The organism is Pseudaeromonas sp. HNCC25DJ180, from assembly GCF_055413345.1.
The window spans coordinates 134,026-158,813 of the sequence record NZ_JBVAYF010000012.1; the positions used below are offsets into that span (position 1 = coordinate 134,026).

The 24,788-nt window shown below is 53.6% G+C and carries 23 protein-coding genes and 3 tRNA genes; 7 read left to right on the forward strand and 19 right to left on the reverse strand.

Annotated elements, in window-relative coordinates:
* Window positions 1-32: 32 nt before the first annotated feature.
* From rplT to thrS, 4 genes are all read right to left on the reverse strand, one after another.
* On the reverse strand, window positions 33-389 hold the full coding sequence (gene rplT / locus ACZYTD_RS12535) for a 50S ribosomal protein L20 (protein WP_463892476.1): 357 nt from the start codon (window positions 387-389) through the stop codon (window positions 33-35).
* Window positions 390-404: 15 nt separating this feature from the next.
* Entirely contained in the window at window positions 405-599 is a 195-nt protein-coding gene (rpmI, locus tag ACZYTD_RS12540; protein ID WP_463892478.1) for a 50S ribosomal protein L35, read from the reverse strand.
* 95 nt (window positions 600-694) lie between these two features.
* Window positions 695-1,189 carry a translation initiation factor IF-3 gene (infC, locus tag ACZYTD_RS12545; RefSeq protein WP_463892479.1) on the reverse strand — a complete coding sequence of 165 codons (495 nt, stop codon included), beginning with the start codon at window positions 1,187-1,189 and terminating at the stop codon, window positions 695-697.
* A 48-nt stretch (window positions 1,190-1,237) separates the two neighbouring features.
* Entirely contained in the window at window positions 1,238-3,166 is a 1,929-nt protein-coding gene (gene thrS, locus ACZYTD_RS12550) for a threonine--tRNA ligase (RefSeq protein ID WP_463892481.1), read from the reverse strand.
* A gap of 250 nt (window positions 3,167-3,416) precedes the next feature.
* Between thrS and ACZYTD_RS12555 the strand changes: the two genes are divergently transcribed.
* From ACZYTD_RS12555 to ACZYTD_RS12575, 5 genes are all read left to right on the forward strand, one after another.
* On the forward strand, window positions 3,417-4,280 hold the full coding sequence (locus ACZYTD_RS12555) for a fructosamine kinase family protein (RefSeq protein ID WP_463892483.1): 864 nt from the start codon (window positions 3,417-3,419) through the stop codon (window positions 4,278-4,280).
* Between the two features lie 95 nt (window positions 4,281-4,375).
* On the forward strand, window positions 4,376-4,579 hold the full coding sequence (locus ACZYTD_RS12560) for a CPXCG motif-containing cysteine-rich protein (protein ID WP_463892484.1): 204 nt from the start codon (window positions 4,376-4,378) through the stop codon (window positions 4,577-4,579).
* A 94-nt stretch (window positions 4,580-4,673) separates the two neighbouring features.
* Window positions 4,674-4,886 carry a YaeP family protein gene (locus ACZYTD_RS12565; protein WP_463892485.1) on the forward strand — a complete coding sequence of 71 codons (213 nt, stop codon included), beginning with the start codon at window positions 4,674-4,676 and terminating at the stop codon, window positions 4,884-4,886.
* Window positions 4,887-4,994: 108 nt separating this feature from the next.
* On the forward strand, window positions 4,995-6,344 hold the full coding sequence (locus ACZYTD_RS12570; protein ID WP_463892486.1) for an MATE family efflux transporter: 1,350 nt from the start codon (window positions 4,995-4,997) through the stop codon (window positions 6,342-6,344).
* Window positions 6,345-6,708: 364 nt separating this feature from the next.
* Window positions 6,709-8,109 carry a putrescine aminotransferase gene (locus tag ACZYTD_RS12575; protein WP_463892488.1) on the forward strand — a complete coding sequence of 467 codons (1,401 nt, stop codon included), beginning with the start codon at window positions 6,709-6,711 and terminating at the stop codon, window positions 8,107-8,109.
* Window positions 8,110-8,187: 78 nt separating this feature from the next.
* Here the strand turns inward: ACZYTD_RS12575 and ACZYTD_RS12580 are convergent, their stop codons facing one another.
* Window positions 8,188-8,643, reverse strand: coding sequence for a type III secretion system chaperone family protein (locus ACZYTD_RS12580; protein ID WP_463892490.1), 456 nt, complete (start codon window positions 8,641-8,643; stop codon window positions 8,188-8,190).
* Between the two features lie 65 nt (window positions 8,644-8,708).
* Window positions 8,709-9,179, reverse strand: coding sequence for a hypothetical protein (locus tag ACZYTD_RS12585; RefSeq protein WP_463892492.1), 471 nt, complete (start codon window positions 9,177-9,179; stop codon window positions 8,709-8,711).
* Between the two features lie 223 nt (window positions 9,180-9,402).
* Here ACZYTD_RS12585 and ACZYTD_RS12590 point away from each other — a divergent pair, with 223 nt between their 5' ends.
* Window positions 9,403-11,526, forward strand: coding sequence for a glycogen debranching protein (locus tag ACZYTD_RS12590; protein WP_463892494.1), 2,124 nt, complete (start codon window positions 9,403-9,405; stop codon window positions 11,524-11,526).
* 39 nt (window positions 11,527-11,565) lie between these two features.
* On the opposite strand, the gene dusC is transcribed toward ACZYTD_RS12590, so the two are convergent.
* Window positions 11,566-12,564 (reverse strand): tRNA dihydrouridine(16) synthase DusC, encoded by a 999-nt coding sequence (gene dusC, locus ACZYTD_RS12595; protein WP_463892495.1) that lies wholly within the window; start codon window positions 12,562-12,564, stop codon window positions 11,566-11,568.
* Window positions 12,565-13,149: 585 nt separating this feature from the next.
* On the opposite strand from dusC, the gene ACZYTD_RS12600 reads away from it, so the two are divergent.
* A complete protein-coding gene (locus ACZYTD_RS12600) occupies window positions 13,150-13,830 on the forward strand; it encodes a Dph6-related ATP pyrophosphatase (RefSeq protein ID WP_463892497.1) in 681 nt (226 codons plus the stop codon).
* Window positions 13,831-13,894: 64 nt separating this feature from the next.
* Here the strand turns inward: ACZYTD_RS12600 and ACZYTD_RS12605 are convergent, their stop codons facing one another.
* From ACZYTD_RS12605 to lon, 12 genes are all read right to left on the reverse strand, one after another.
* Window positions 13,895-14,185 carry a hypothetical protein gene (locus ACZYTD_RS12605; RefSeq protein ID WP_463892498.1) on the reverse strand — a complete coding sequence of 97 codons (291 nt, stop codon included), beginning with the start codon at window positions 14,183-14,185 and terminating at the stop codon, window positions 13,895-13,897.
* A 103-nt stretch (window positions 14,186-14,288) separates the two neighbouring features.
* Window positions 14,289-14,627 carry a nuclear transport factor 2 family protein gene (locus tag ACZYTD_RS12610; protein ID WP_463892500.1) on the reverse strand — a complete coding sequence of 113 codons (339 nt, stop codon included), beginning with the start codon at window positions 14,625-14,627 and terminating at the stop codon, window positions 14,289-14,291.
* Between the two features lie 294 nt (window positions 14,628-14,921).
* On the reverse strand, window positions 14,922-15,785 hold the full coding sequence (locus tag ACZYTD_RS12615) for a tyrosine-type recombinase/integrase (RefSeq protein ID WP_463892501.1): 864 nt from the start codon (window positions 15,783-15,785) through the stop codon (window positions 14,922-14,924).
* Between the two features lie 349 nt (window positions 15,786-16,134).
* Window positions 16,135-16,221, reverse strand: a tRNA-Leu gene (locus tag ACZYTD_RS12620).
* A gap of 26 nt (window positions 16,222-16,247) precedes the next feature.
* Window positions 16,248-16,321, reverse strand: a tRNA-Cys gene (locus ACZYTD_RS12625).
* A gap of 10 nt (window positions 16,322-16,331) precedes the next feature.
* A tRNA-Gly gene (locus ACZYTD_RS12630) sits at window positions 16,332-16,407 on the reverse strand.
* 120 nt (window positions 16,408-16,527) lie between these two features.
* A complete protein-coding gene (gene pgsA / locus ACZYTD_RS12635) occupies window positions 16,528-17,076 on the reverse strand; it encodes a CDP-diacylglycerol--glycerol-3-phosphate 3-phosphatidyltransferase (RefSeq protein ID WP_463892503.1) in 549 nt (182 codons plus the stop codon).
* A 47-nt stretch (window positions 17,077-17,123) separates the two neighbouring features.
* The gene (gene uvrC, locus ACZYTD_RS12640) at window positions 17,124-18,971 is read right to left on the reverse strand and encodes an excinuclease ABC subunit UvrC (protein WP_463892504.1); all 1,848 of its coding nucleotides are present in this window, start codon (window positions 18,969-18,971) and stop codon (window positions 17,124-17,126) included.
* An 88-nt stretch (window positions 18,972-19,059) separates the two neighbouring features.
* A complete protein-coding gene (gene uvrY, locus ACZYTD_RS12645) occupies window positions 19,060-19,707 on the reverse strand; it encodes a UvrY/SirA/GacA family response regulator transcription factor (RefSeq protein ID WP_463892506.1) in 648 nt (215 codons plus the stop codon).
* A 166-nt stretch (window positions 19,708-19,873) separates the two neighbouring features.
* On the reverse strand, window positions 19,874-21,784 hold the full coding sequence (locus ACZYTD_RS12650; protein ID WP_463892508.1) for a SurA N-terminal domain-containing protein: 1,911 nt from the start codon (window positions 21,782-21,784) through the stop codon (window positions 19,874-19,876).
* Window positions 21,785-21,916: 132 nt separating this feature from the next.
* Window positions 21,917-22,243, reverse strand: coding sequence for an HU family DNA-binding protein (locus ACZYTD_RS12655; RefSeq protein ID WP_463892510.1), 327 nt, complete (start codon window positions 22,241-22,243; stop codon window positions 21,917-21,919).
* Window positions 22,244-22,406: 163 nt separating this feature from the next.
* The gene (lon, locus tag ACZYTD_RS12660; RefSeq protein WP_463892512.1) at window positions 22,407-24,758 is read right to left on the reverse strand and encodes an endopeptidase La; all 2,352 of its coding nucleotides are present in this window, start codon (window positions 24,756-24,758) and stop codon (window positions 22,407-22,409) included.
* Window positions 24,759-24,788 lie beyond the last annotated feature (30 nt).

A 24,788-nucleotide genomic window follows, 5' to 3' on the forward strand; every position in this document is an offset into this window, starting at 1 on the left:
AGGCTAATGCCTCCCCTTTTCAGCGTTACCGCTTAGGCCAGCGCAGCCTTGGCTTTTTCAACCAATGCAGTGAAGGTACTCTTATCGTGAACGGCGATATCAGCCAGGATCTTGCGATCGATCTCGATAGAAGCCTTCTTCAGACCGTTGATGAAACGGCTGTAAGACAGACCGTTTTGACGTGAAGCGGCGTTGATACGCGCGATCCACAGCTGACGGAACTGACGCTTCTTCTGGCGACGGTCACGGTAAGCATATTGACCAGCCTTGGTTACTGCCTGGACCGCTACGCGATAGACGCGTGAACGAGCACCGTAATAACCTTTAGCCGCTTTCATTACCTTCTTGTGACGAGCGCGAGCGGTCACACCACGTTTAACTCTTGGCATTTGTCACTCCCTCCCTTATGCGTACGGCAACATGTTAACAACACGCAAGGTATCACTCTTGTGAACCATGCTCATCGCGCGCAAGTGACGCTTACGCTTAGTGCTCTTCTTGGTCAGGATGTGACGAAGGTTCGCTTGTTTACGCTTAAAACCGTTGGCGGTTTTTTTGAAGCGCTTCCAAGCGCCCTTGTTGTTTTTTAGCTTTGGCATAAAAACTCCGCATTGTATTTGCCAATTATGCAATTTGGCGAACAAAAACCCATCAGACCTAAGTCAGATGGGCCTGTGTTACTTGATGAGCCAAATTACTTCTTTTTCGGCGCCAGCATCATGACAGCTTGGCGTCCTTCCACTTTCGGGAAAGACTCCACTACGGCCAACTCTTCCAGATCGCTTTTTACACGTTCCAGAACTTTAAGACCGAGTTCTTGATGCGCCATTTCACGACCGCGGAAACGCAGTGTTACTTTGGCCTTGTCGCCTTCTTCTAGAAAACGAATCAGGTTGCGCAGTTTTACCTGATAGTCGCCTTCATCAGTTCCAGGCCGGAATTTAATTTCCTTGATCTGAACCTGTTTTTGCTTCTTCTTCTGCTCTTTTTGAGACTTGCTCTTCTCGTAGAGGAATTTACCGAAATCCATGATCCGGCAGACCGGTGGCTCAGCATTCGGACTAATCTCGACCAGATCAACACCCGCTTTCAACGCACGATCCAAAGCCTCTTCAATCGGAACGACACCAATAGGTTCGCCATCCAAATCAACGAGACGCACTTCTTTGCAACGGATCTCACCATTCATGCGGGTGCGGGGCGGTTGCTTGCCCGTTTTTTTAGCGCCGTTTATAGCCTATTCCTCCACTCTCTTTTGACCACGAGACGCAATCTCTTGTTGCAAGGCGGCGATTAACGCCTCTACCTTGAACTTTCCAAGATCGATCCCCTTACGAGTACGCACTGCAATCTCGCCTGCTTCGACCTCTTTGTCGCCACAGACAAGCATAAATGGTACCCGCTTCAAGGTATGCTCGCGGATTTTAAAGCCAATCTTCTCATTTCTCAAGTCCGCTTTCGCTCGGATACCGGCTTGAGAGAGCAGTTTGACCACCTGTTTGGCGTAATCAGCCTGGTTATCGGTGATATTCATCACCACAGCCTGTACCGGAGAAAGCCATGTTGGGAAGAAACCTGCAAACTCTTCGGTGAGAATACCGATGAACCGTTCCAACGAGCCCAAAATGGCGCGATGGATCATGACAGGGACATGGCGGTCATTGTCTTCGCCCACATAAGTGGCGCCAAGACGACCCGGTAAGGCAAAATCTAGCTGGATGGTACCACATTGCCAGGCCCGGTCGAGACAATCATGCAAGGTAAATTCAATTTTCGGACCGTAGAAGGCCCCTTCGCCCGGTTGCAGCTGATATTCCAGACCATTGGCTTGCAAGGCAGCCTCAAGTCCGTGCTCGGCTTTGTCCCACATTTCATCACTGCCGATACGCTTCTCTGGACGAGTCGAGAGCTTGACTGCGATGTTCTGAAAACCAAAGGTGCTGTAAGTGTCATACACCATCTTGATACAGCCACTCACCTCAGACTGGATCTGATCTTCGGCACAGAAGATATGGGCGTCATCCTGGGTAAAACCACGCACCCGCATCAGACCATGCAGTGAACCTGAGGGTTCGTTGCGATGGCAGCTACCAAATTCGGCCATGCGCAGGGGAAGATCACGGTAGGATTTCAATCCTTGATTGAAGATCTGCACATGCCCCGGACAGTTCATGGGCTTGATGGCATATTCCCGATTTTCCGAGCTGGTGGTAAACATGGCATCGGCATACTTGTCCCAGTGGCCGGAGCGCTCCCACAAAACTCTATCCATCATGAAGGGACCCTTCACTTCCTGATAGTCGTACTCGGTCAACTTCTCGCGGATGAAGGTCTCCAGCTCACGGAATATGGTCCAGCCATCGTGATGCCAGAACACCATGCCCGGAGCCTCTTCTTGCATGTGATAGAGGTCAAGCTGCTTGCCAATCTTGCGATGGTCTCGCTTGGCAGCCTCTTCCAGGCGTTGCAGATAGGCTCCCAGTTGCTTCTTGTCGGTCCAGGCCGTGCCATAGATCCGCTGCAACATCTTGTTCTTGGAATCCCCACGCCAGTAGGCACCCGCCACCTTCTGCAATTTGAAGTGGTGACAGAAGCGCATGTTAGGCACATGAGGGCCCCGGCACATGTCGATGTACTCTTCATGATGGTAGAGGCCTGGCATGTCATCACGGGCAATATTCTCATCCAGAATGGCCACCTTGTAGCTCTCGCCCCGGCTTTCAAACACATCCCGAGCTTCTTGCCAGGTTACCTTCTTCTTGATGACGCTGTAGTCCTTCTGGGCCAGCTCCAACATGCGGGCTTCGAGAGTCTGCAGGTCCTCTTCAGAAAGCGGACGATCCAGTTCCACATCGTAATAGAAGCCGTTGTCGATGACCGGACCTATGGCCATGCGGGTTTCCGGCCACAGCTGCTTGATGGCATGACCCAGCAGGTGAGCACAGGAGTGGCGCAGGATCTCCAATCCCTCAGGATCCTTGGCGGTGATGATAGCAACCGTCGCATCATGAGCGATGGGATCACAGGCATCGACCAGCTCGCCATCGACACGACCCGCGATACAGGCCTTGGCCAGGCCTGGGCCTATATCCAGGGCAACATCCAGCACGGACACTGGCTGAGCAAACTGGCGTTGACTCCCATCAGGAAGAGTAATAACTGGCATGATTCATTCCTTTCACAGTGGTGACACCTACCAAGTGCCACTTGTTAGTACATTGAATTCTTTATGAGGAGAATTGACGAGTAATGTCCGCTACGTTTGGACATGTGGCTGGTAAGTCTAAAGAAAAGGCTACTCCTTGGCAATTATACGGCGACGCGCTTGGCCATTTGTCTGCAAATTCAGGCCAATAGCCCCATAGCATCTATACTTGGGTGAGACGTACTATCGAGTGGGTCAGCAAGGAGGAAACATGTGGCAATCCATAGCTGAGCAAGTATCCCGCACCTTGGACACCCCCTTCATCATTCATGAGCGGATGGCCCTCAGTAAGGAGCCCGATGCCCGCCGTATGGTGATCAGTGACGGGCAGTTGCAACTCTTTGTCAAGCTGGCCCCTCGAGCCCAGCTAGAGCAGCAGGAGGCTGAATTCCACAGCCTCCAGGCACTACGCCAGTATGAGGTGTTATCCCTGCCCCGCCCCCTGTGTTGTGGCACAGCCGGAGAGCACGCCTTTCTCGCCCTGGAGTACCACCCTCTTCATGAGGGTGATAGCGCTGAGTGGACCGAGCTGGGCGCCAGTCTTGCACGCCTGCACCGCTGTGATGAACAGGCCATGTATGGTTGGGATGAAGACAACTTTCTAACCACGACTCCGCAGCCTAACCGCTGGCACAAACAGTGGGCCCCTTTTTTTGCCGAGCAGAGGATAGGTTGGCTGCTGCAATTGCTCGGCGAAAAAGAACGATTTCAGTGTGATATCGACGGCATAGTCGAAATAGTCACCCGCCGCCTTGCCCATCACCACCCCAAACCCTCGCCACTGCATGGTGAACTATGGTTAGGGAATGTGGGGTTTACGCGTAACGGCGGTATGGTTTTTGACCCGGCTAGTTATTATGGTGACCGGGAGACTGATCTAGCCATGACTGAGCTATTCGGGCGATTTCCCGAGGCGTTTTATCAAGGCTATGACACGGTTTGGCCGAGGGATGCCGGCTATGAGTCACGAAAGGAGTTGTACAATCTGTACCATAGGTTAAATCACTTCGCTCAGTTTGGTGAGAGTCACCGGCACCAGGCGGAAACAGCACTACAACAGTTGCTCGCCTGCTAAAGAAATTATGTCAGCCAGCTCCCAGTTTGCTGACGAAGCGAAGGTAGAATCGAAGGTGAACAGCCGATGTACCGGCCCAAGGCCTGGAGGTTACCATGCGCGATTTCATCACCAAGACCATTGTCTGCCCCCACTGCGGTTATCACACCCCTGTTGATCTGGATGCCAGCCAAGGAGATCAGGAGTATTACGAAGATTGCATGGCTTGCTGCAACCCAATACATCTACGTCTACACCGAGATGAAGAGCGGGATAGGATCCAACTGTTTGTCGACGCCGATGATGAGCAAATCTTCTAGCCGCACAGGAAAGCGCAGCAGATTGCCAGGGCGCACTGTGGCCCACATCAGATAAAATGGGGTATAGTGCACCCCATTTTTATTGAGGTGGTATATGAAATATCTAGCCTGTTGTGAGAAAGTCCGCGAAGCCTATAGCCAGATTGGTGGTGGCGATCTGGGATATGTGGCCAAGGCGATTACCGCGGCCATTCAGGCCTTAGACGAAATCGCGGCCGAAGAATCGCTCCCCATGGATGTGCGCAATAAAGCCGCCTATGCTGCAGCTAATCTGCTGATGAGCGACTATAACGACAACGACGCCTGAACCCGCTAAGCGCCATACTGATCTGCTTATCTTTTTCAATGGTTATCTACTTACCTACAGCGGTGCGATACCACACCGCTGCGCTTCTGGCTTTCATACGAGGTATCCGTGCAACGTTTTCTGACTGAGAGTCGCCATCTAGCGCGACTGGCCACCCCCATTCTTGTTGCACAGGTGGCCCAAACGGCCATGACCCTAGTCGATACCATAATGGCCGGGCAAGTGAGCGCCACTGACTTGGCCGCCGTAGCCGTAGCGAGTAGCTTCTGGCTACCGATTATCCTGTTTGTGCAGGGGCTCGTTATGGCGATGACCCCCATTATTGCCCAGCTCAATGGCGCCCGGAAGCAACACGACATACCGGCCGCCGTGTTTCAAGGCTGCTGGCTTGGCGCCATCGCCATACTCCCCACCATGATGGTGCTCTACTACAGCCCCCTGCTGCTGGTATGGATGGAGGTAGAGCCCGAGCTGGCACTCAAAACTACCGGCTTTTTGCACGCCATCATGTGGGGCATTCCGGCTTACACCTTTTACCAGCTACTGCGTAACTACACTGAGGGGCTTTCCCATACTCTGCCAACCATGTTCATCGGCTTTATCGGTCTGATGCTGAATATTCCGCTCAACTACATCTTCATCAACGGTAAATTGGGTATGCCGGCGCTGGGCAGTGTGGGCTGTGGTGTCGCGTCAGCCTTGGTGTTTTGGGCCATGTTCATCTGCATGCTGATCTATGTACGTTACTCGCACTATTACCGACAATGCCGCCTATTTCAACACTGGGTCACCCCTGACTGGAGCAAGATAGGTCGCATCTTCAAACTGGGTATCCCTATCTCTCTGGCGCTATTTTGTGAGGTGACCCTGTTTACCCTGGTAGCCCTGCTGCTGGCCCCCTTAGGCGCCCAAATTGTCGCCAGTCATCAGATTGCGCTGAACTTCTCTTCGCTTATCTTCATGCTACCGCTCTCCTTGGGCTTTGCCGTGACCATCCGCGTCGGCCACTCGATTGGCGAGCAGGAGCCAGCACAAGCGAGGATCGCCACCCTAACGGGCCTGGGTGTCGGCCTGATGCTGGCCCTAGGCACCGCCCTATTTACTGTCCTCGCCCGCTCCTGGATTGCCGACCAATACTCTAACGATGCCAGTGTCATCGCCCTGGCCGCCTATCTCATGCTGTTTGCGGCTGTCTATCAACTATCGGATACGGTGCAAGTCGTCGCCTCGGGTGCCCTGCGTGGCTACAAGGATACGAAAGCGATCTTCTTCATCACCATGGTAGCCTATTGGGGCCTTGGACTGCCCACCGGCATTATTCTCGGCCTAACCGACTGGATTTGCCCCAAAATGGGGCCAGAAGGGTTCTGGATCGGCTTTATCGTGGGCCTAAGTAGTGCAGCCCTGCTTTTGGGTGTTCGTTTGAGTATTATTTTCCGCCGTTTTGCCGGGAAATAGGCTATTTGGCAAGCAAATTAGCCTTGTTGATACCTATTTGCTTGCCCTGCACATGCATATTCATCCAGCCTGACGGCCAAAACACCATTGCAGAGCAAAACACCGCACAAACATCAAACTCCGTACTCAATCCCCCACAAAATAGGAGTTAACTAGTTTTATGGTTCAAAGACTGCGCCTAACCTTAATCTTTATAACTCATATTTAAGAGACCATTTTTGCCTATCCCTGCTAGGCACCTGCATAAGCAGTCATAGCCCCCAATTGGTGCAAACCTGTTTAAAATCAAACACTTGCAACAATAACCACCTAAAGCTAAAGTGATTACAGGCACATGACCGGGCTAGGCCCCAGGTAGGATTCTATGCATAAGGGTAAGGCATCGGCGCTAGCCCTCTCGCGCCAAGCACTGGATATCATCAGCAAGGAACGACTCTCCCCTAACGAGGTAGAGTGGCTCAATGATCAAACCATCAGTGGCTTTCGCAACCATATCAATCCTGGCTTTCTCGAATACCGCAAATCAGTCACGGCTGGTGGCCAGTTTGCGGCTATCGAATGGCGAGCCAGCGGCCCTAACACCCTGGTAGATACCTCAGGGCGTGAATATATCGACTGCCTCGGTGGCTTCGGTATCTTCAACGTGGGTCACCGCCACCCCAAGGTGGTAGCCGCGGTCGAACAGCAACTCAGCAAGCAACCACTGCATAGTCAGGAGCTACTGGATCCTCTGCGTGCCCTGTTGGCCAAGATGCTGGCCACTATTGCCCCCGGCAATTTGCAGTACTGCTTCTTTGGCAACAGTGGTACCGAATCGGTGGAAGCAGCCATCAAGCTAGCCAAGGCTTATCAATCCCCTCATGGCAAGACCGCTTTTGTCGCCACTAACGGCGGCTTCCATGGCAAGAGCCTGGGCGCCCTCTCCGCCACCTCAAAAGCGGTATTCCGCAAGCCTTTTGCCCCTCTGGTACCTGGCTTCCGGCATGTCCCTTTCGGTGATCTCGAGGCCATGCGCGATACCCTGTATGCCTGTCAGAATGCTGGTGATGGCGTGGCTGCCGTGATAGTCGAACCCATTCAGGGGGAAGGTGGAGTGATCATACCGCCGGCTGACTACCTGCCTGGCCTACGCAAACTCTGTGATGAAGTAGGTGCGCTGCTCATCCTCGATGAAGTGCAAACCGGCATGGGCCGCACCGGCAAGATGTTTGCCTGTGAGCACAGCGGGGTCGTACCCGATATCCTCTGTCTAGCTAAGGCATTAGGTGGTGGCGTCATGCCTATCTCCGCCACCCTGGCCAGCGAAAAGGTCTTCTCTGTGCTGTTTGACAATCCCTTCTTGCACACAACCACCTTTGGCGGTAACCCCATGGCCTGCGCCGCCGGGATCGCGACCATCAACGTGTTGCTGGAAGAGGCCCTGCCCGAGCAAGCCGCTCGTGTCGGAGCCTATTTTCTGGAGGGATTACATGAGCTGGCCGAAGATTTCCCTGACCTGATAGTCACGGTTCGCGGCCAAGGCATGCTGCAAGCCATTGAGTTTAAACAGAACCAGCTGGGCTATAACTTTGCCAAGGCGATGTTTGATGCCGGGGTACTGGTCGCAGGCACGCTCATCAATGCCAAGACAGTGCGTATCGAACCGCCCTTAACCTTCAATGAACCGCTGGTCGATAAGGTGCTGCTGATAGCCGGGCGCGTATTGCAGCAGATGCGTGATAAGCAGAATAATCCCAGCACCACACCCCAGACAGTCTCGGCCTAAGCCTGCCGAGCAAAAAAAACAAAAGCCCGGCGAGCAGACCCTCGCCGGGCTTTTGTTTTGCATGAGTGTTCCTTGGTGTCAGTGTACGGCTCCGCCCTGATTGGCCACATCCCCCTGGTTAAGGAATCCTGCCTGCTCACACTCACCATATAGCTGCTTGATACTGGTCACCGCACTGGTAACAAACAACTCCAACTGTTCGAAGGTCAACCCCGCCTTGATATGCACAGAGTCACAGATCATCAGCCGCGGCAAATTATCATCCACCACATCCACAAAGATCTTCAGGGTCGGATAGCTCATATTCAAGCGGCCCAGATCGGCGACCAGCGGTAACAACCCCACGGGACGGATTTCCAGCTCGGTGGTAAACATCACGCCGTCATTTTCCACAAACAGACGACTCTCCAACACCCCATCCAACGACTGGATATCCACCAGATGAATACCATGGCACTGATCGCACAGATAATGGGGAATGCGAGCCTGGCTCAACCAACGGATTACCACTTCAAAACTGGGGACGATCATCATGTTTTCTATTCAATAGCCAAAGAGCCCGCAGTCTAAACTAAAAGCCCGGCCGACAAAAGCCAAGGCTACCAGAGACGATTGCTAGCCAGCTGCGGCTCCAACCCCATCCGCTCATAGCGCAAATACGCACCCTGACGATTGCCGTTTAGATAATGGAATAGACGATCGCCATTCACCTCCAACTGCAGGGTAGCTGGCAGATGGCGAACCACAAACTCGGCTTCTTGCCCCAGGCAATCGGGCTGACCATTATGCTTGATCTGCCGCAGCGCCAAGGTATAGAGGCTTCCCTGCTGAGCTATGCTCGCCTGAGCCTGTAGCGCAAACAGCTCACCTAACTGAGAGTAAGTTCGCTCGGAAACCACCCCCGATGGCGATATATCCAACTCCGCACGCCGACAATTAACCGGGATCTCGACCGAGCCCCCCACGAGCCGCCACTGACCATACAGCTCAGCTTTCGAACTCGACTCGGCAGCCAGCGTCATACTCATCCATGCCCCCAAGCCAATCCCCACCAGTAACCGCCATCCCATAACTCCAGCCCCCTTAACCATACTGGCTCCCACGCAATCATTCAGATGAGTATTTTTATTGGAGTCGTGACAGGTGAGTTTGGTTCCTCACTTAACCTCTTTTTTCCTCAAGATCAGGCAAATTGACCATAAATGACGTCAAAAGCTGAGTGCTATCCCCACCCTTTCATCAGCATATAGGACTAAGATGAATACAAACTCAGACCGAGCAGAAGGAGCGGCTATGCCCACAGGATCACAGATAGAGCCCGGCCATTGCCGCCAATTGGGAGCCACGCTGGATAGTCGCGGTGTCAACTTCGCCATCTGGGGACGCTATGCCAAAACCATGGAGCTGTTGCTCTTTGCCCATGAGAGCGACACAGAACCACGCTGCCTCCTCCTAACCGCCCCTCGTCACCGCTCCGGTTACTACTGGCATATACACGTAGCTGGGGTAGAGGCAGGGCAGATCTATGGCTGGCGGGTAAAAACGCCTCTTCTTACGCTCCCGGCCAACTGTTTTTCCCCTAACAAGGTGCTGCTGGATCCCTATGGCCGCCGTATTCTGCTGCCCAAACAGTATCGACGGGAAGCGGCCATGGAGTCAGAGGCCTGCTTTGCCGAGTGCGCCAAGAGCGTGGTAGTCGATCTGGATGGGTATGACTGGGAGGGGGATCGTTTCCCCCGCCATCCCCTGCCGGGCTCGGTGATCTACGAAATGCATGTGGCTGGCTTTACCCGCTCGCCGAGTTCGGGTCTGGCGCCGAAAAAACGCGGCACTTACGCCGGAGTCATCGACAAGATCCCCTATTTGCTGGAGCTCGGCGTCACAGCCGTCGAACTATTACCTATTTTCCAATTTGATCCGCAAGACGCCCGCCCCGGACTCAGCAACTATTGGGGCTATAGCCCCATGGGCTTCTTCGCACCCCATGCCGAATACAGCAGTGACGACTCCTTGCTCGGGGTGCTGGATGAGTTTCGCGATATGGTCAAGGCGCTGCATAGAGCCAATATCGAGGTGATACTGGATGTGGTCTATAACCATACTGCTGAAGGGGGTGATAACGGCCCCAGCTTCTGCTTTCGCGGCCTGGACAATGAAGCCTTCTACATCCTGGATGAGAGTCAGCAGCGCAACACCAACTATTCCGGTTGCGGCAATACCCTGAATGCCTCCCACCCCATGACCAAGAAGCTCATCACAGATAGTCTGCGCTTCTGGCGTGAAGAGATGCATGTGGATGGTTTTCGGTTCGATCTGGCCTCCATTCTCTCTCGGGACAAGTCCGGCACTCCCCTGACCGACCCGCCCACCCTGCTGGCCATTGACAGTGATTACAGCCTGGCCGATACCAAGCTGTTTGCCGAAGCCTGGGATGCCGGTGGCCTCTATCAGGTAGGCTCATTAGCTGGCTTACGTTGGCGGGAGTGGAACGGCCAGTTCCGCGATGATATTCGCCGCTTCATTCGCGGCGATAATGGCATGGTGCCGCGACTGGCCAGTCGCCTCATCGGCAGCCCGGATATCTACCACCCCCATTACAATGATCCGCAAAAGAGCGTCAACTTCGTCACCTGCCACGATGGCTTCACCCTGTGGGATCTGCTGAGCTTCAATCACAAGCATAATCTGGCTAACGGCGAAGATAACCAGGATGGCAGCAATGACAACTACAGCTGGGATCATGGTGTGGAGGGCGAGACTTGCGACCCCGAGATCCTGGGCTTGCGCATGCGACAGGCGAAGAACCTGGCGCTGCTAACCCTGCTCTCGGTCGGCACACCCATGTTATTGATGGGAGATGAGCGACTGCGCAGCCAGCAAGGCAATAATAATGCCTACTGCCAGGATAACCCCCTCAGTTGGCTGGATTGGTCGAGGAGCTCGCGTGGGGAAGAGATGCAGCGCTTCATGAGTGAACTCATCCGCTATCGCACTGCCCGACCTCGCCCGGCCCAAGGCATAGTCAGCCTGGCTGAAACCCTGGAGAGCGCGGGCATTGTCTGGCACGGGGTACAACCACATGCTCCCGATTGGAGCGATCACTCGCATTCGTTGGGGATGACGGGCTATGCCGCCGCCAGCCGCACCGATTTTTATGCCTTCTTCAACAGCTATTGGGAACCACAGAGTCTGACCCTGCCAACCCCGCCACACAATCCCAAGGGGCAGTGGCTGCGGGTGATTGACACCGGACTGGCCCCGCCGCTGGATATCACACCGTTGGGCTTGCCACTCCCGCCGGTGCAGAGCCCCTACCTGCTGGCTCCCCGCGCTACGCTGATCCTGTTTTGCCACCGAAACAACAATGGAGCCCAGCACGAGGAGCCTGCAGGTTCCGCGCTGATCGAGCCCGAGTAACTGCTCCGGGCTACGTCAGACAGGCTACGTCACAGAGGCTCAGCTTGCTTCGCTGGCCGCCAGCGCCGCCGCCAGCAGAGCCATGATGGCGGCCGCCTCATTACAGCGCCGCAAGGAGGCAAATAGCTCCTGAGCTTGCGGATAGGGCTGTCTGAGGTAACTGAACCACTGCTTGATGCGGTTGGGAAAGTACTGCCCCTTGTCACCCCGCACCTCCAGCTCGCAATAGCGCAATAGTAATTGCAGCACCTGAAGCCAGGGCATGATGGGTTCATCATGCCGAATAACCCGCCCCAGATTGGGCACATTCAGCGCCCCCCGCCCCACCATCAGATCCTGACATCCGGTCACCTGCTGACAGCGCCGGGCATCGGCGTGATTCCAGATCTCGCCATTGGCGATCACCGGAATGGGCAGACGCTCGCGGATCTGCGCTATCCACTCCCACTTGATCGCCTCACTACGGTAGCCATCCTCCTTGGTTCGCCCATGCACCGCCAACTCGTTAGCGCCAGCCTGATAGGCCGCATCGGCTATCGCCAGACAGTGGGAAGGGTCATCCCAGCCTAAACGTATCTTGGCGGTCACGGGCTGCGCTGTCGGCACAGCCTGACGAACCGCCTGAATGATGCGATAGAGCAGCTCCGGCTCCTTGAGCAGCACGGCTCCCCCTTTGGATTGATTGACCAATTTAGCCGGACAGCCAAAGTTAAGATCCACCCCCGGCGAGCCCAGCTCTATGGCCCGCACCGCATTCTCGGCCAACCACTCCGGCGATTGCCCCAACAGCTGCACCCGCACCGGCGTGCCCGAGGGGGTCTTGCCACCATGGTGCAACTCGGGGGCTAATTTGTAGAAGGTGCGCTTGGGCAGGAGCATGTCGATCACCCGCACAAACTCGGTAATGCAGAGATCGTAGGGGTTGAGTTCAGTGAGCAGGGTCCGCATCAAGGGATCCAACACCCCCTCCATTGGCGCCAGGATGAGTCGCCCTGGCGTGACGCCGGTTGATGTAGATGATGAGAGTGAATAATCCAAGAGAGATTTCCTTTAACAATCGACCCCGGGTACTGTGCTACTTAGGCAACCCGGCAAAACCATCCACTGACGGCAAGGGCGCCGATTCTACAACAAGCAAAGGCTGACGCACCTATGCAATAAATAATTCAAGCAACGCCCGCCACGTTTTCTCAACCAATAGAAACGAACAAGCCGCGCAATGCGCGGCTTGTATTGGGATGCTGTTCTGGTCAGAGCTTAACGCTCGTAACGGAAGTAATACTCGCGAGTAGCAGGGGCGTAGTGTTCTTCGTTGTGGCCAGAGAGCAGGTTAGTCAGACTCTTGTAGATGTTTTTCATATCTCACCTCGTGGCTTTTGTGACCTTGGTCACTTCCGATGCTAGCCATTTTGTGATGGTGATCAACAAATATTTTCCTTGAAAACGTTGCATTTCAAATGATTGCGCTTTCATGGTCACTAGTCTGACGAGCCACACCAGATGTAACCGATTGCATCCCCAACCGCAGGGTCACAGAACCCGACTAACGAATAACGGCATTGCTTTCGCCCCTACTATAAAGCCGCTAGCATGTGAAACCTCATCTCAACTATTGAGCAGAAGATGGCCCCACTCAACACCATTATCAGCTGGTCCTCCGGTAAGGACTCCGCCCTCACCCTGCTACGGCTACAAGCTGACCCTCGCTACCGAGTGGTTGGCCTCTACACCACCTATGTCGGCGATGGCGTGCCATTTCAGCACACACCTCTGCCTGTGGTGCAAGCCCAGGCCGAGCAACTGGGGCTCCCCCTCATCACCATAGCGCTGCCCGAGATCTTCCCGCCCAACCCCATCTATCAGCGCTGCGTGGTACAGGGGTTAAAAGAGTCGAAACTTGCCATTGATGCCGTGGCCTTTGGTGACATGTTCTGCAACGGTATTGCCGACTATCGCCGCAGCTATATAGAGCCAGCTGGCTGGCAGTGCCTCTTTCCGCTGCTGGGCATAGATAGCCGCGCCCTTGCTCAAGAGATAGTGATGCGCGGCATTCAGACTCGGATTGCAACAGTCGACACCCAGCAACTCGATGGCCGTTTCTGTGGTCACTATTACTCCAGCGAGCTGATTGCCGAGTTGCCTGAAACGGTTGATCCCTGCGGTGAGAACGGCGAATTTCACACTCTGGTTACCGATATGCCCGGCTTTGCCAGCCCCCTCTCTCTACGGTTAGATGGCATAGACAGTAGCGGCCGCTTTCACTTCCAGCGCTACCAATTAGTCCAACCCTCCCACCTGGAGTAAAAACGCATCAACCCGGCAAGAGCCGGGTTGATTGAAGGCAGAACCTAGGTTGACTTAACAGAGATTACTTCTGCTTTCCCTGCTTGGACTTGGCGTGCCCCTTACCGGGGTTGTTCTCTCCATGCACACTGCTGTTCTCTTTATTTTTGCCTGCACTGTCACTACACCCCTCGCTCCTGATGGTCACATCACCAATCTTCAGCGAACTGCAATCCGTGTTGTGCTTCTTCTTCCAGTTTTCAACTTCATTATTGTCACTGGTGTTGATACGAATACCATTGGAATCAATAGTCATGGCAGCCATGGTTGGCATGGCTAACACTAGCAAACAAACACCCAATACCGCTTTCTTCATTATCTATCCCTCATAGCAGGAGCCGTACCTCACCCAAGCCTAGCATACGGCTGGCCTGCATCAGTACCTTCAGCACCACCCTATTGCACCCGGAATCAAAACGTCAATCACCTCTTCCTATATAGGCGCGAATAGATTCTATCTTGCCATCCAGATTAAAGGTGACCACATCGACCACATACAGCACATCAGTTTCATTAACTATAATACGCAACTCGCCCGCCACCCCATTGGCTGTTTCATAGGTATGTAACACCTCGACATCGACACGGCTGGCCGCGTTGAAATTCTTTTGGGTCTCAGCCAGGGCAGCCTCTTTACCCACAACGGAGATGGTCCAATCTCTCAAGGTCACATTATCCGCGAACATATCCGCGATCTTCACAAGGTTTTTATCAGAGTAGTGTTTTAAATAAGTTATAAACTGTTCTTTAAATGACATAACCTCTCCACTATTTTGCTGTTTCCGTTAAGTGCTGGAACTCGTTCGACACTACTGCGACCTTACGCCTGAATCGCCGCTACGATCTGCCCTGCGCCATATCGACCATATCGACCATATCGACCATATCGACCATATCGACCAGCATGAATCCGATTGCCAAAGCCGGTCAAGCACTGACCGCCAGTGGCAGGCGACCCCCGCCGTCACCATCACCCGGCAAAGCAGCGATAGTCACCGCTTCTCGGTGGCTGACCTTGATGCTTACACCGGCGTCATAGCCTACTGGCATGATCATAAGAAAGGCCGAGAAAAAGGCCGTGACATAGGTACAAACAGCGTCTTCTCTTCCCAGTTCACCTGCTCCCACTTAGCTAACAAGACCTCTGATTTACGAGCGCCGGTCAGGTAGAGCATGGCGATAAAGCTGCCAGCGGTTGGATTGCTATCAGCTAATGCCTCTTCAATGACCCGTTTCATCTCCTCCACCGATAAGAACCGAGTCCGCTCGTTGTTCTCCTTGAGCAGCTTTATCTTCGCGGCTTCATTGCTTTCGAGTATTCCCCAACGCACCGCATAACCGCCCATGGTCTTGAGCAGAGCCAGCACTCGATTGGTGGTACTGGGAGCATAGGGGGTTTGCTTCGGATTAGACGGATTAACCATCTCCGATTGCAGTTGCAGCACATCCATGGCCTTGAGTTGGGAATAACGCAGAGTGCCCAAGCGTGGTTCAACATAGTGCTTAAAACGCTGAATGTCGTTCGGGATTGAGCGCTTGCCGATGGTTTTCAAATGCGGCAAATAGCTCTGCCAGAAGAACTCAGTAAGGGTGGGCTCGGACTTGTAACTATCACGTTCGGCTACCGGGTCTATCCCTTCGGCTAGCATCGCCTTGTGCTTTCGAGCGATGGCTCTGGCCTGACTGACATCGATATCTCCGAAGCGCCCCAGGGCAATGCTGCGCTTCTTGCCTTGCAGGGTATAACGCAGCAAGAAGCGCTTACTGCCCTGACTTTTACCTGACAGAAGCTTCAGGCCGATAACTTCGGTATCCGAGAACTCCAGTTCAGTTGCGGCTGCATCCCGGCGTTGGGCTGGTAAAGATTTGATGGATGAGTTGGTGAAGCGGAATTTGGTGGGCAATGTTGCTGACATAGAAACCTCCAATGAGTGGTTGAATCATTGGATTAATATCTGTTTCAAATAGGCGTGAATGCGGTTTTAAGGGGTAATGGCAGGGGAAGCACAGACCGGTAGCCAGTCGCTCAAGACCAGAGGGAAACCCCGGACCTGACAGGAGTCCGGTCTGGTGACGAGTTGTTGGCTATGTTGGAAATGTGCTGGAGTTGTTCGCAGCGAGTAGCAGGAAGTAGTAATCCGCTTCTACAGGATATCGACAAGAAAGGAAAACGGCAGAGAGAAAACAGCGGGGTAAACAACGAAGTACAAACGCATTAAAGCGTTGCATTCACTTGATAGTTAAGGAGTTTTTGAGATTCTTGAATGGTGCCCGGTGCCGGAATCGAACCGGCACGCCGTTGCCAGCGAGGGATTTTAAATCCCTTGTGTCTACCGATTTCACCAACCGGGCATCAGGATCTGTAAATAGTGAGAAATTGGAGGCGCGTTCCGGAGTCGAACCGGACTAGGCGGATTTGCAATCCGCTACATAACCGCTTTGTTAACGCGCCATTGAAAACTTGGAGCGGGAAACGAGACTCGAACTCGCGACCCCGACCTTGGCAAGGTCGTGCTCTACCAACTGAGCTATTCCCGCTTCATAAGCATCTACTGCGAGATGCGGTTTGCATTCTAACGAGCTGGCACAGGGAGTCAAACAAAGTTATTGATTTTTTGACTATTTGCTGCTTTTTTCAGCGCACCAAACCGATATTTCTCACGTCGACTGAGTCAGATCGCCCCACGCCGCCTTAAGGTATTGCAACATAGAGGAAAACGTCAGGATCACCGCTATGTACAGCAACACATAAGAAGCCCAGACTATCCAGATATTCTGCTCCCAGATAAGTCCAGTCAGGGCCATCATCTGAATGGTGGTCTTCCACTTGCCCATCCACCCTACCGCTACGCTGGATCGCTTGCCCAGCTCAGCCATCCACTCCCGCAATGCGGAGATGAGAATTTCACGGCCTATCATAGTCAAGGCCGGGATGGTGATGATGACGGTATCATAATGTTCCACAATCAACACTAGGGCCGAGGAGACCATGATCTTGTCGGCCACAGGATCCAAAAAAGCACCAAAAGGGGTACTTTGATTGAGACGACGGGCCAGATAGCCATCGAACCAGTCGGTGGCAGCCGCCAGAACGAACACCCCAGCAGCCCACAGATTTGACCAAGCAAATGGCAAATAGAAGAGCACCACAAAGACTGGGATCAGAAAGATCCGGAACAGAGTCAATATATTAGGAATATTTAACATCACGCTACGCCGCCGCAAAAATGCCAAGCCATGTTGCCCGAATCGCGCTAATGATGCAACGCATCATGGATCTTACTAGCCAGCTCTGCGCTAATTCCCGGCACTTTAGCCAACTCATCGACACTGGCTTTCACTACCTCTTGCATGCCCCCTAGGTATTTGAGCAATGACTGACGCCTTTTAGCACCAACGCCAGGGATCGATTCCAAGGCACTGGACACCCGAGTCTTGGCGCGTTTAGCTCTATGCCCTGTAATGGCGAAACGGTGGGATTCATCGCGAATATGCTGGATAAGGTGCAAGGCCGGTAAATCATTAGCCAGATGCAACTCTTCATGGCTCTCACCCAGGATCAGGGTTTCCAAACCCGGCTTGCGGCTCTCCCCCTTGGCGATGCCAATGAGCAGCGGCCGTTTGCCGCTGAGTTTATCCAGGTGCCCGGCCACTATCTCTTCGGCTCGAGCCAGCTGCCCCTTGCCACCATCAATAAACACGATATCCGGGACCTTATCCGCCGCCTGTTGCTTGGCAAAACGGCGATCCAGTGCCTGGGCCATGGCGGCGTAATCATCACCACCGGTGATCCCTTCAATATTAAAACGGCGATATTCGCTGGAGAGCGGCCCTTCACGATTAAACACCACGCAGGAGGCGACGGTGGCCTCCCCCATGGTGTGGGAAATATCGAAGCACTCCATGCGCGTTATTGGTTCATTCAACTCCAACAACTCTTCGAGTTGCTCGAAGCGCTGGTGCTGAGTCGACTTATGGCTGAGTCGACTGGTCAGTGCCACCAGCGCATTGGTGGAGGCCAGTTTGATATAACGGGTACGCTCACTGCGAGTCCGACTGCTCACGCGCACGGCATAGCCCGCCGTCTGGCTCAGCATCTCAGCCAGCGGAGTTTCATCCTCCAGCTCGGTATCTAGCAGCACTTCGGCCGGGATCTGGCGCCCAGAAATCCCGGATAGATAAAACTGCAGTAAAAAGGAGTGAACTATCTCTTCACGCTCGGCATCGGCTGGCATCTTGGGAAAATAGTTGCGACTACCCAACACCTTGCCCTGACGGATAAACAACACATGGATGCTGGCAATACCCGAGTCGATGGCCACACCAACTATATCCAGGTCATCCAACACGTTGCCACTAACCGATTGCTGCTCCTGTACCCGCCGCAGGGCCAGCAGCTGATCCCGAAAACGGGCAGCCTGCTCAAAGGCCAGGCACTGACTCGCCTGCTCCATCTTGCTGACCACATCATTGATGAGCTGTTGATCTTTACCCTGCAGAAACAGGCGAGCCAGCTCCACTTGTGCCGCATATTCCTCATCCGAGATCAGCCCTGCCACGCAGGGGCCAGCACAACGCTTGAGCTGATAGAGCAAGCAAGGACGGCTGCGATTGGCATAGACTGAGTCTTCACACTGGCGCACCGGAAAGAGTTTCTGCATCAAGTGCAAGCTCTCCCGCACAGCCCCCCCGCTAGGATAGGGGCCGAAATACTCACCGGCCAACTTACGCGCGCCTCGATGCAACGCAATGCGCGGGTGTTTATGGTGGGTCAGTAAGATATAGGGGTAGGATTTGTCATCACGCAGCAGCACGTTGTAGCGCGGCTGATGCTGCTTGATAAAGTTATGTTCAAGGATCAGCGCTTCGGTCTCGGTGTGCGTTACCGTAACCTGAATATCACAGATGTGCCGCACCAGGGCTCGAGTCTTTTCACTGCCCGGATCCCGACGAAAATAGGAGGCCAAGCGCTTTACCAGATCTTTGGCTTTGCCCACATAGATGATGGTTCCATCCTTGTCATGCATACGGTAGACGCCAGGCTGATGAGGCACTGTCTTGAGGAAGGTTTTGCCATCAAACAGGGAGGGAGTATCTGTCATGGGATCCATCTCTTGCGACACAGACTAAAAAGGCGGCTACTGCCGCCAATTATTACCACTTAAAAATGTGGAAAGCTAAGTCCATCGTTTAGAGGGATTGCGCATCCAACATGCCATAACGAATGGCCATACGGGTTAGCTCTACATCACCGCTGATCTGCAACTTTTCAAACAGTCGATAGCGATAGCTGTTAACTGTCTTGGGACTAAGACTAAGCTGCTCAGCGATATCATTGACCTTACTGCCGCGGGTGATCATCAGCATGATTTGCAACTCCCGCTCCGAGAGCGCCGCAAACGGATTTTCAACGTCATGGGAGCTGAATTGGCTCAACGCCATCTGTTGGGCAATTGCAGGAGAAATATATCGCTGTCCTGACTGCACGGCGCGAATGGCATGGATCATCTCATCCGGTGCCGAGCACTTGGTGAGATAACCGGCCGCCCCGGCCTGCATGACCTTGGTGGGAAACGGATTCTCACTGTGCACGGTGAGAACTATGATGCGGGTATCTGGTCTGACCCGCAGAATTTTTTTTGTGGCTTCCAAGCCTCCAATCCCGGGCATATTCATGTCCATCAAGATCACATCGGCTTGATTTTCACGGCACCATTGCACGGCATTTTCACCGTCATGAGCCTCGCCAACGACCTTAATTCCACGAACATCCTCGAGTATGCGACGGATCCCTGTGCGTACCAGTTCATGATCATCAACTAGAAATACGCTAATCAATCCGAGTCTCTCCGCTATCTACTACCTTTCGCAACCATGATTGGCCGACCATTGATAAACGGCATCATAACCAAAGTGGCTGAGCCTGCCTACCACAGGGCTTGAAAAGTTTGTGAGTCGGCTTATAAAAACGAAAACCCCGTCTTTCGACGGGGCCTGTATTTCGTTACTCGGCAGCTTGTTCCTGCAGTTTTCGATAGACGAGCTTGGCATCAGCTCTGGCCTGAGCCAGTAACGACTCATAGGTCTGAGTCGATTTAGCCTGAGTCAGTTGCGACTCCAACATCGGCTTCATCTTCGAATCCTTGTCAGACTGCCCTACCTTGCTCAGTACCATGACCACTTGATCACCATCAGGCAGCGCAGTCAGCTCGACAGAGCGCTTACCGTCAACCGGTTTCGCCATGCGGAACAGGGCTTGCAGCAGGCTAGCATCCAGCTCAGTGCTGTTACGCGTCAATGCCTTGTGCTCGACTTGCTTGCCTTCAACAGCCTTCAGAGCCGCATCAATAGATTCGCCCTTCTGTGCTTGAACCAACATTTTTTCGGCTTCGGCCCGAGCGGCAGCTTGCGCCTTCTGCAGCTTAACGGCTGCCAGCACATCGCCCTTCACTTCGGCCAGAGGACGCACAGCAGCAGGCTTGTAATCCACCACATGCAGCACAACCGCCACATCATCACTCAGGTTGATCACCTCAGAGTTGTTGTTCTGCTCGCGCAGATCGGCAGAGAAGGCCTGTTGCTTGAACTTGGCATCGTTGAACGGATAGTTGTTGGCCGCCGCAGAGATGAAATCAGAGGATTCAACCTTCATGCCCAGCTTTTCTGCCACCAGGTCCAAAGAGTCCGGATTTTCAAAGCTCAGGTCCGCCAGCTTCTGCTGTTGATCCAAGAAGGTGTCACGGGCCTTATCCTGCTTCAGCTTGTTGGCCACATCCGCCTTGACTGTTTCAAACGGACGGGTGGTTTGCGGCTCCACACCCAACAACTTGATGATGTGGTAACCAAATTTGCTCTTGACGACAGTCGATAGCTCACCAGGTTTACCCAGGGTAAAGGCCACCTTCTCAAACGCCGGGTCCATCACCCCCTTCTCGAACCAATCTAACTCGCCCCCCTTCCGGGCAGAGAGTGTGTCGGCAGAGTCGGCTTGTGCCAGCTTGGCAAAATCGTCACCGGCCTTCAGCTTAGTCAGCAGATCCTGCGCCTTCTTCTCGGCAACCTTGTCATCTTTATCGGTCACTAAGATATGAGCCACATGGCGGCGCTCGGCTGTCTGATAGAGATCCTGGTGCTGATCATAGTAATCACGCACATCTTGGTCCGTCAGCGTAACCTCACTCGCCAACGCCTTGCTGTCTATCAGCAGGTAGTTGACCTTGACCATCTCCGGGCTCATAAAGCGCTTTTCATTGGCCTTATAATAGGTATCCAATTCGCTATCAGAGGGGACAATACTCTTTTCAAAGTATGCCGCAGGAACCGTGTAGAGCGTGGCATCACGAGTCTGCTGAAACAGCGCATCGGCACGATCCACTTCACTCGGCAGGGCAAAATCGGAACCGACGACGCCACCCACCCAGTTCTGACGGATCAGATCCTGGCGAATGGAGTCGCTGAAACCTTGCGGTGTATAACCGGCACGGCTCAACAGGTTCAAATAACGCTCATTACTAAACTTGCCATCCTGTTGGAACTCAGACATATCACGGATAGCATCCTTGATCTGCTCATCGCCAACACGAACTTGCGCACTGTGAGCCTGTTGATCCAGCACCAGCTGGTCGACCAGTTTCTCCAGCACATTCTTACGTAGCTGCTGCACATAGGCAGGATTGCTGGCCAGTTGGGCAAAGCTCTCGCCAAACTGGGATTCCATGCGAGCACGTTCGTTGCGGTATGCAGTTTCCAGCGCCTGATTCGTAATGGGTTCACCATTCACTTCAGCTGGGTTGGTATCGACAGGGCTGTTCAGATAGCTACCAACCCCAGCCAAGGCAAAAGAGAGAATTATCAGCCAAAAAATGATCTTGGCGACTCTCCCTTGAGCCCCTTCACGCAATTTATCCATCAGCATGAATCATTTGCTCCCGATGCAGTGGACATGAATATAAAAAAGCGCATCGATTTGGATGCGCCCTGATAAGAATATTTGAGGATTCAATCGTTCTGAATTCACAATTCCCCAGGGGGGATAAACGGGCTCGGCTTAGTTGACTGAGTCTTTCAGTGCTTTACCTGCCTTGAAAGCCGGGATCTTGGCCGCCGCAATCTCGATAGTTTCACCCGTCTGCGGGTTACGACCAGAGCGGGATGCGCGCTCACGCAGGGTAAAGGTGCCAAAACCAACCAGAGAAACCTGATCGCCTGCTTGTAATGCCTCACCCACTGCCTCGATGAAAGAGTCCAGCGCACGACCAGCGGCCGCCTTGGACAGATCAGCGCCTTCGGAAATTTTGTCTACTAATTGTGATTTATTCACGGTTTTGCTTCCCCTATTTTTAGCCATGGCCATGGCTGATTTTTCCTTGGCCATGACGAGTCCACGCTTTATAACAATCCTCCAGATGGGTTGCAAGTGAAGGCAGACGGTAACCCGTTGTAATTCACGCTTTATCCCCACGCGGAAACTGATTGGTCGGTGAGACACCGACCCACTCTTACTTCACAAAGGCAAAATCCACGCCAGCCCACACAGGCTACGGTTTGACGACCTCAAAGCCCTCTACCGGATCCTGCAGTGCCAGCTTAAGCACATCGTCTATCCAGCGTACAGGGAAGATTTCCAGATCTTGCTTGACGTTATCCGGGATCTCCTCCAAATCTTTGGCATTTTCCTTCGGAATTATCACTCGCTTGATCCCGCCACGGTGGGCCGCCAGCAGCTTCTCTTTCAAGCCACCAATCGGCAGTACCTCTCCGCGCAGCGTGATCTCGCCAGTCATGGCCACATCAGAACGGACTGGATTGCCAGTCAGGCTGGAAACCAGAGCGGTACACATGGCAATACCCGCGCTAGGACCATCCTTGGGCGTCGCGCCTTCCGGCACATGGACATGGATATCCCGCTTCTCATAGAAGTCGCCATTAATGCGCAACTGCTCGGCTCGAGCCCGCACCACTGTCATGGCAGCCTGGATAGACTCCTGCATCACATCACCCAGTGAGCCGGTATAGGTCAGCTTACCCTTACCTGGCACATTGGTTGCCTCTATGGTGAGCAAATCGCCCCCCACTTCGGTCCAAGCCAGACCCACAACCTGACCAACCTGGTTGTGATCTTCCGCCTTGCCATAATCGAAGCGCTGAACCCCCAGGTACTCCTTAAGGTTCTCTTGGTTTATCACCACATGCTTGAGATTCTTATCTAGCAAGATGGCTTTGACCGCCTTGCGGCAGAGCTTGGAGATTTCACGCTCCAGATTACGCACCCCTGCTTCCCGGGTGTAATAACGAATGATGCCGACAATGGCCGAATCTTCGATGGTGATCTCATGGGACTTGAGACCATTGCGCTCGATCTGCTTCTGCAGCAGGTGATTCTTGGCGATGTTCAGCTTCTCATCTTCGGTGTAACCCGCCAGGCGTATCACCTCCATCCGATCCAGCAAGGGGCCAGGGATGTTCATGGAATTGGAGGTGGCCACAAACATCACATCAGACAGGTCGTAATCGACCTCCAGATAGTGATCGTTGAAGCTGTTGTTCTGCTCTGGATCCAGCACTTCTAACAAGGCCGAAGCGGGATCGCCACGCATATCAGAAGACATCTTGTCGATTTCATCGAGTAGGAACAGGGGGTTCTTCACCCCAACCTTAGCCATCTTCTGCAGCAGCTTACCCGGCATGGAGCCGATGTAGGTGCGGCGGTGACCGCGGATCTCGGCCTCATCACGCACCCCACCCAGCGCCATACGCACATACTTGCGCCCGGTCGCCTTGGCGATGGATTGCCCCAAGGAGGTCTTACCCACCCCTGGCGGCCCAACCAGGCAGAGGATCGGGCCCTTGAGCTTGTTCATGCGACTCTGTACCGCCAGATATTCAAGGATACGCTCCTTGACCTTATCTAGACCATAGTGGTCCTCGTTCAGTACGCTCTCTGCCAAGGCCAGGTTCTTCTTAACCTTGGTTCGACTCTTCCAGGGCACAGCTATCATCCAATCGATATAACTGCGCACCACAGTGGCCTCTGCCGACATGGGCGACATCATCTTTAACTTGGTCAGCTCAGCCAAGGTTTTCTCTTTGGCTTCGGCTGTCATGCCAGCTTCATCAATCTTCTTCTGCAGCCCGTCAAACTCATCCTGCGACTCTTCCAGCTCACCCAACTCTTTCTGGATAGCCTTCATCTGTTCATTCAGGTAGTACTCGCGCTGGCTCTTTTCCATCTGCTTCTTGACGCGGGAGCGAATACGCTTCTCCACCTGCAGCAGATCAATTTCCGACTCCATCATCGCCATCAAGAACATCAGACGTTCAGAGATCTCCGGGATCTCCAGCACCTTCTGTTTATCTTCCAGCTTGAGGGGCATGTGAGCCGCCATGGTGTCAGCCAGGCGGGCACCATCATCGATCGCCGCCACGGAAGTCAGCACTTCCGGCGGTATCTTCTTGTTGAGTTTGATATAGCCTTCGAACTGGCTGATGGCGGAACGCACCATCACCTCTTCTTCCTGATCCGGAATAGCCACCGACTCCAGCAGGCGTGCGACACCCACGAAGTAGTTATCCTCTTCGGTCAGTTGCTCAAGCTCGGCTCGTTGCGCCCCCTCGACCAGCACCTTGACGGTGCCATCAGGTAGCTTCAGCAATTGCAGAATATTAGCCACTGTCCCGACCCGATAGAGGTCCTCCAGTGCTGGATCATCTGTGGCCGCCTCTTTCTGGGCTACCAGCAAGATCCGCTTGTCTTGCTCCATGGCTGCTTCCAGGCAGCGGATGGACTTCTCACGACCCACAAACAAGGGGATGACCATATGCGGATAGACCACCACATCACGCAAAGGCAAGACGGGGGTGACGACGCGATCGGAACGCTCAAGATTCATAGTTGTTATCTCTTGGCATAACGCCTTTGG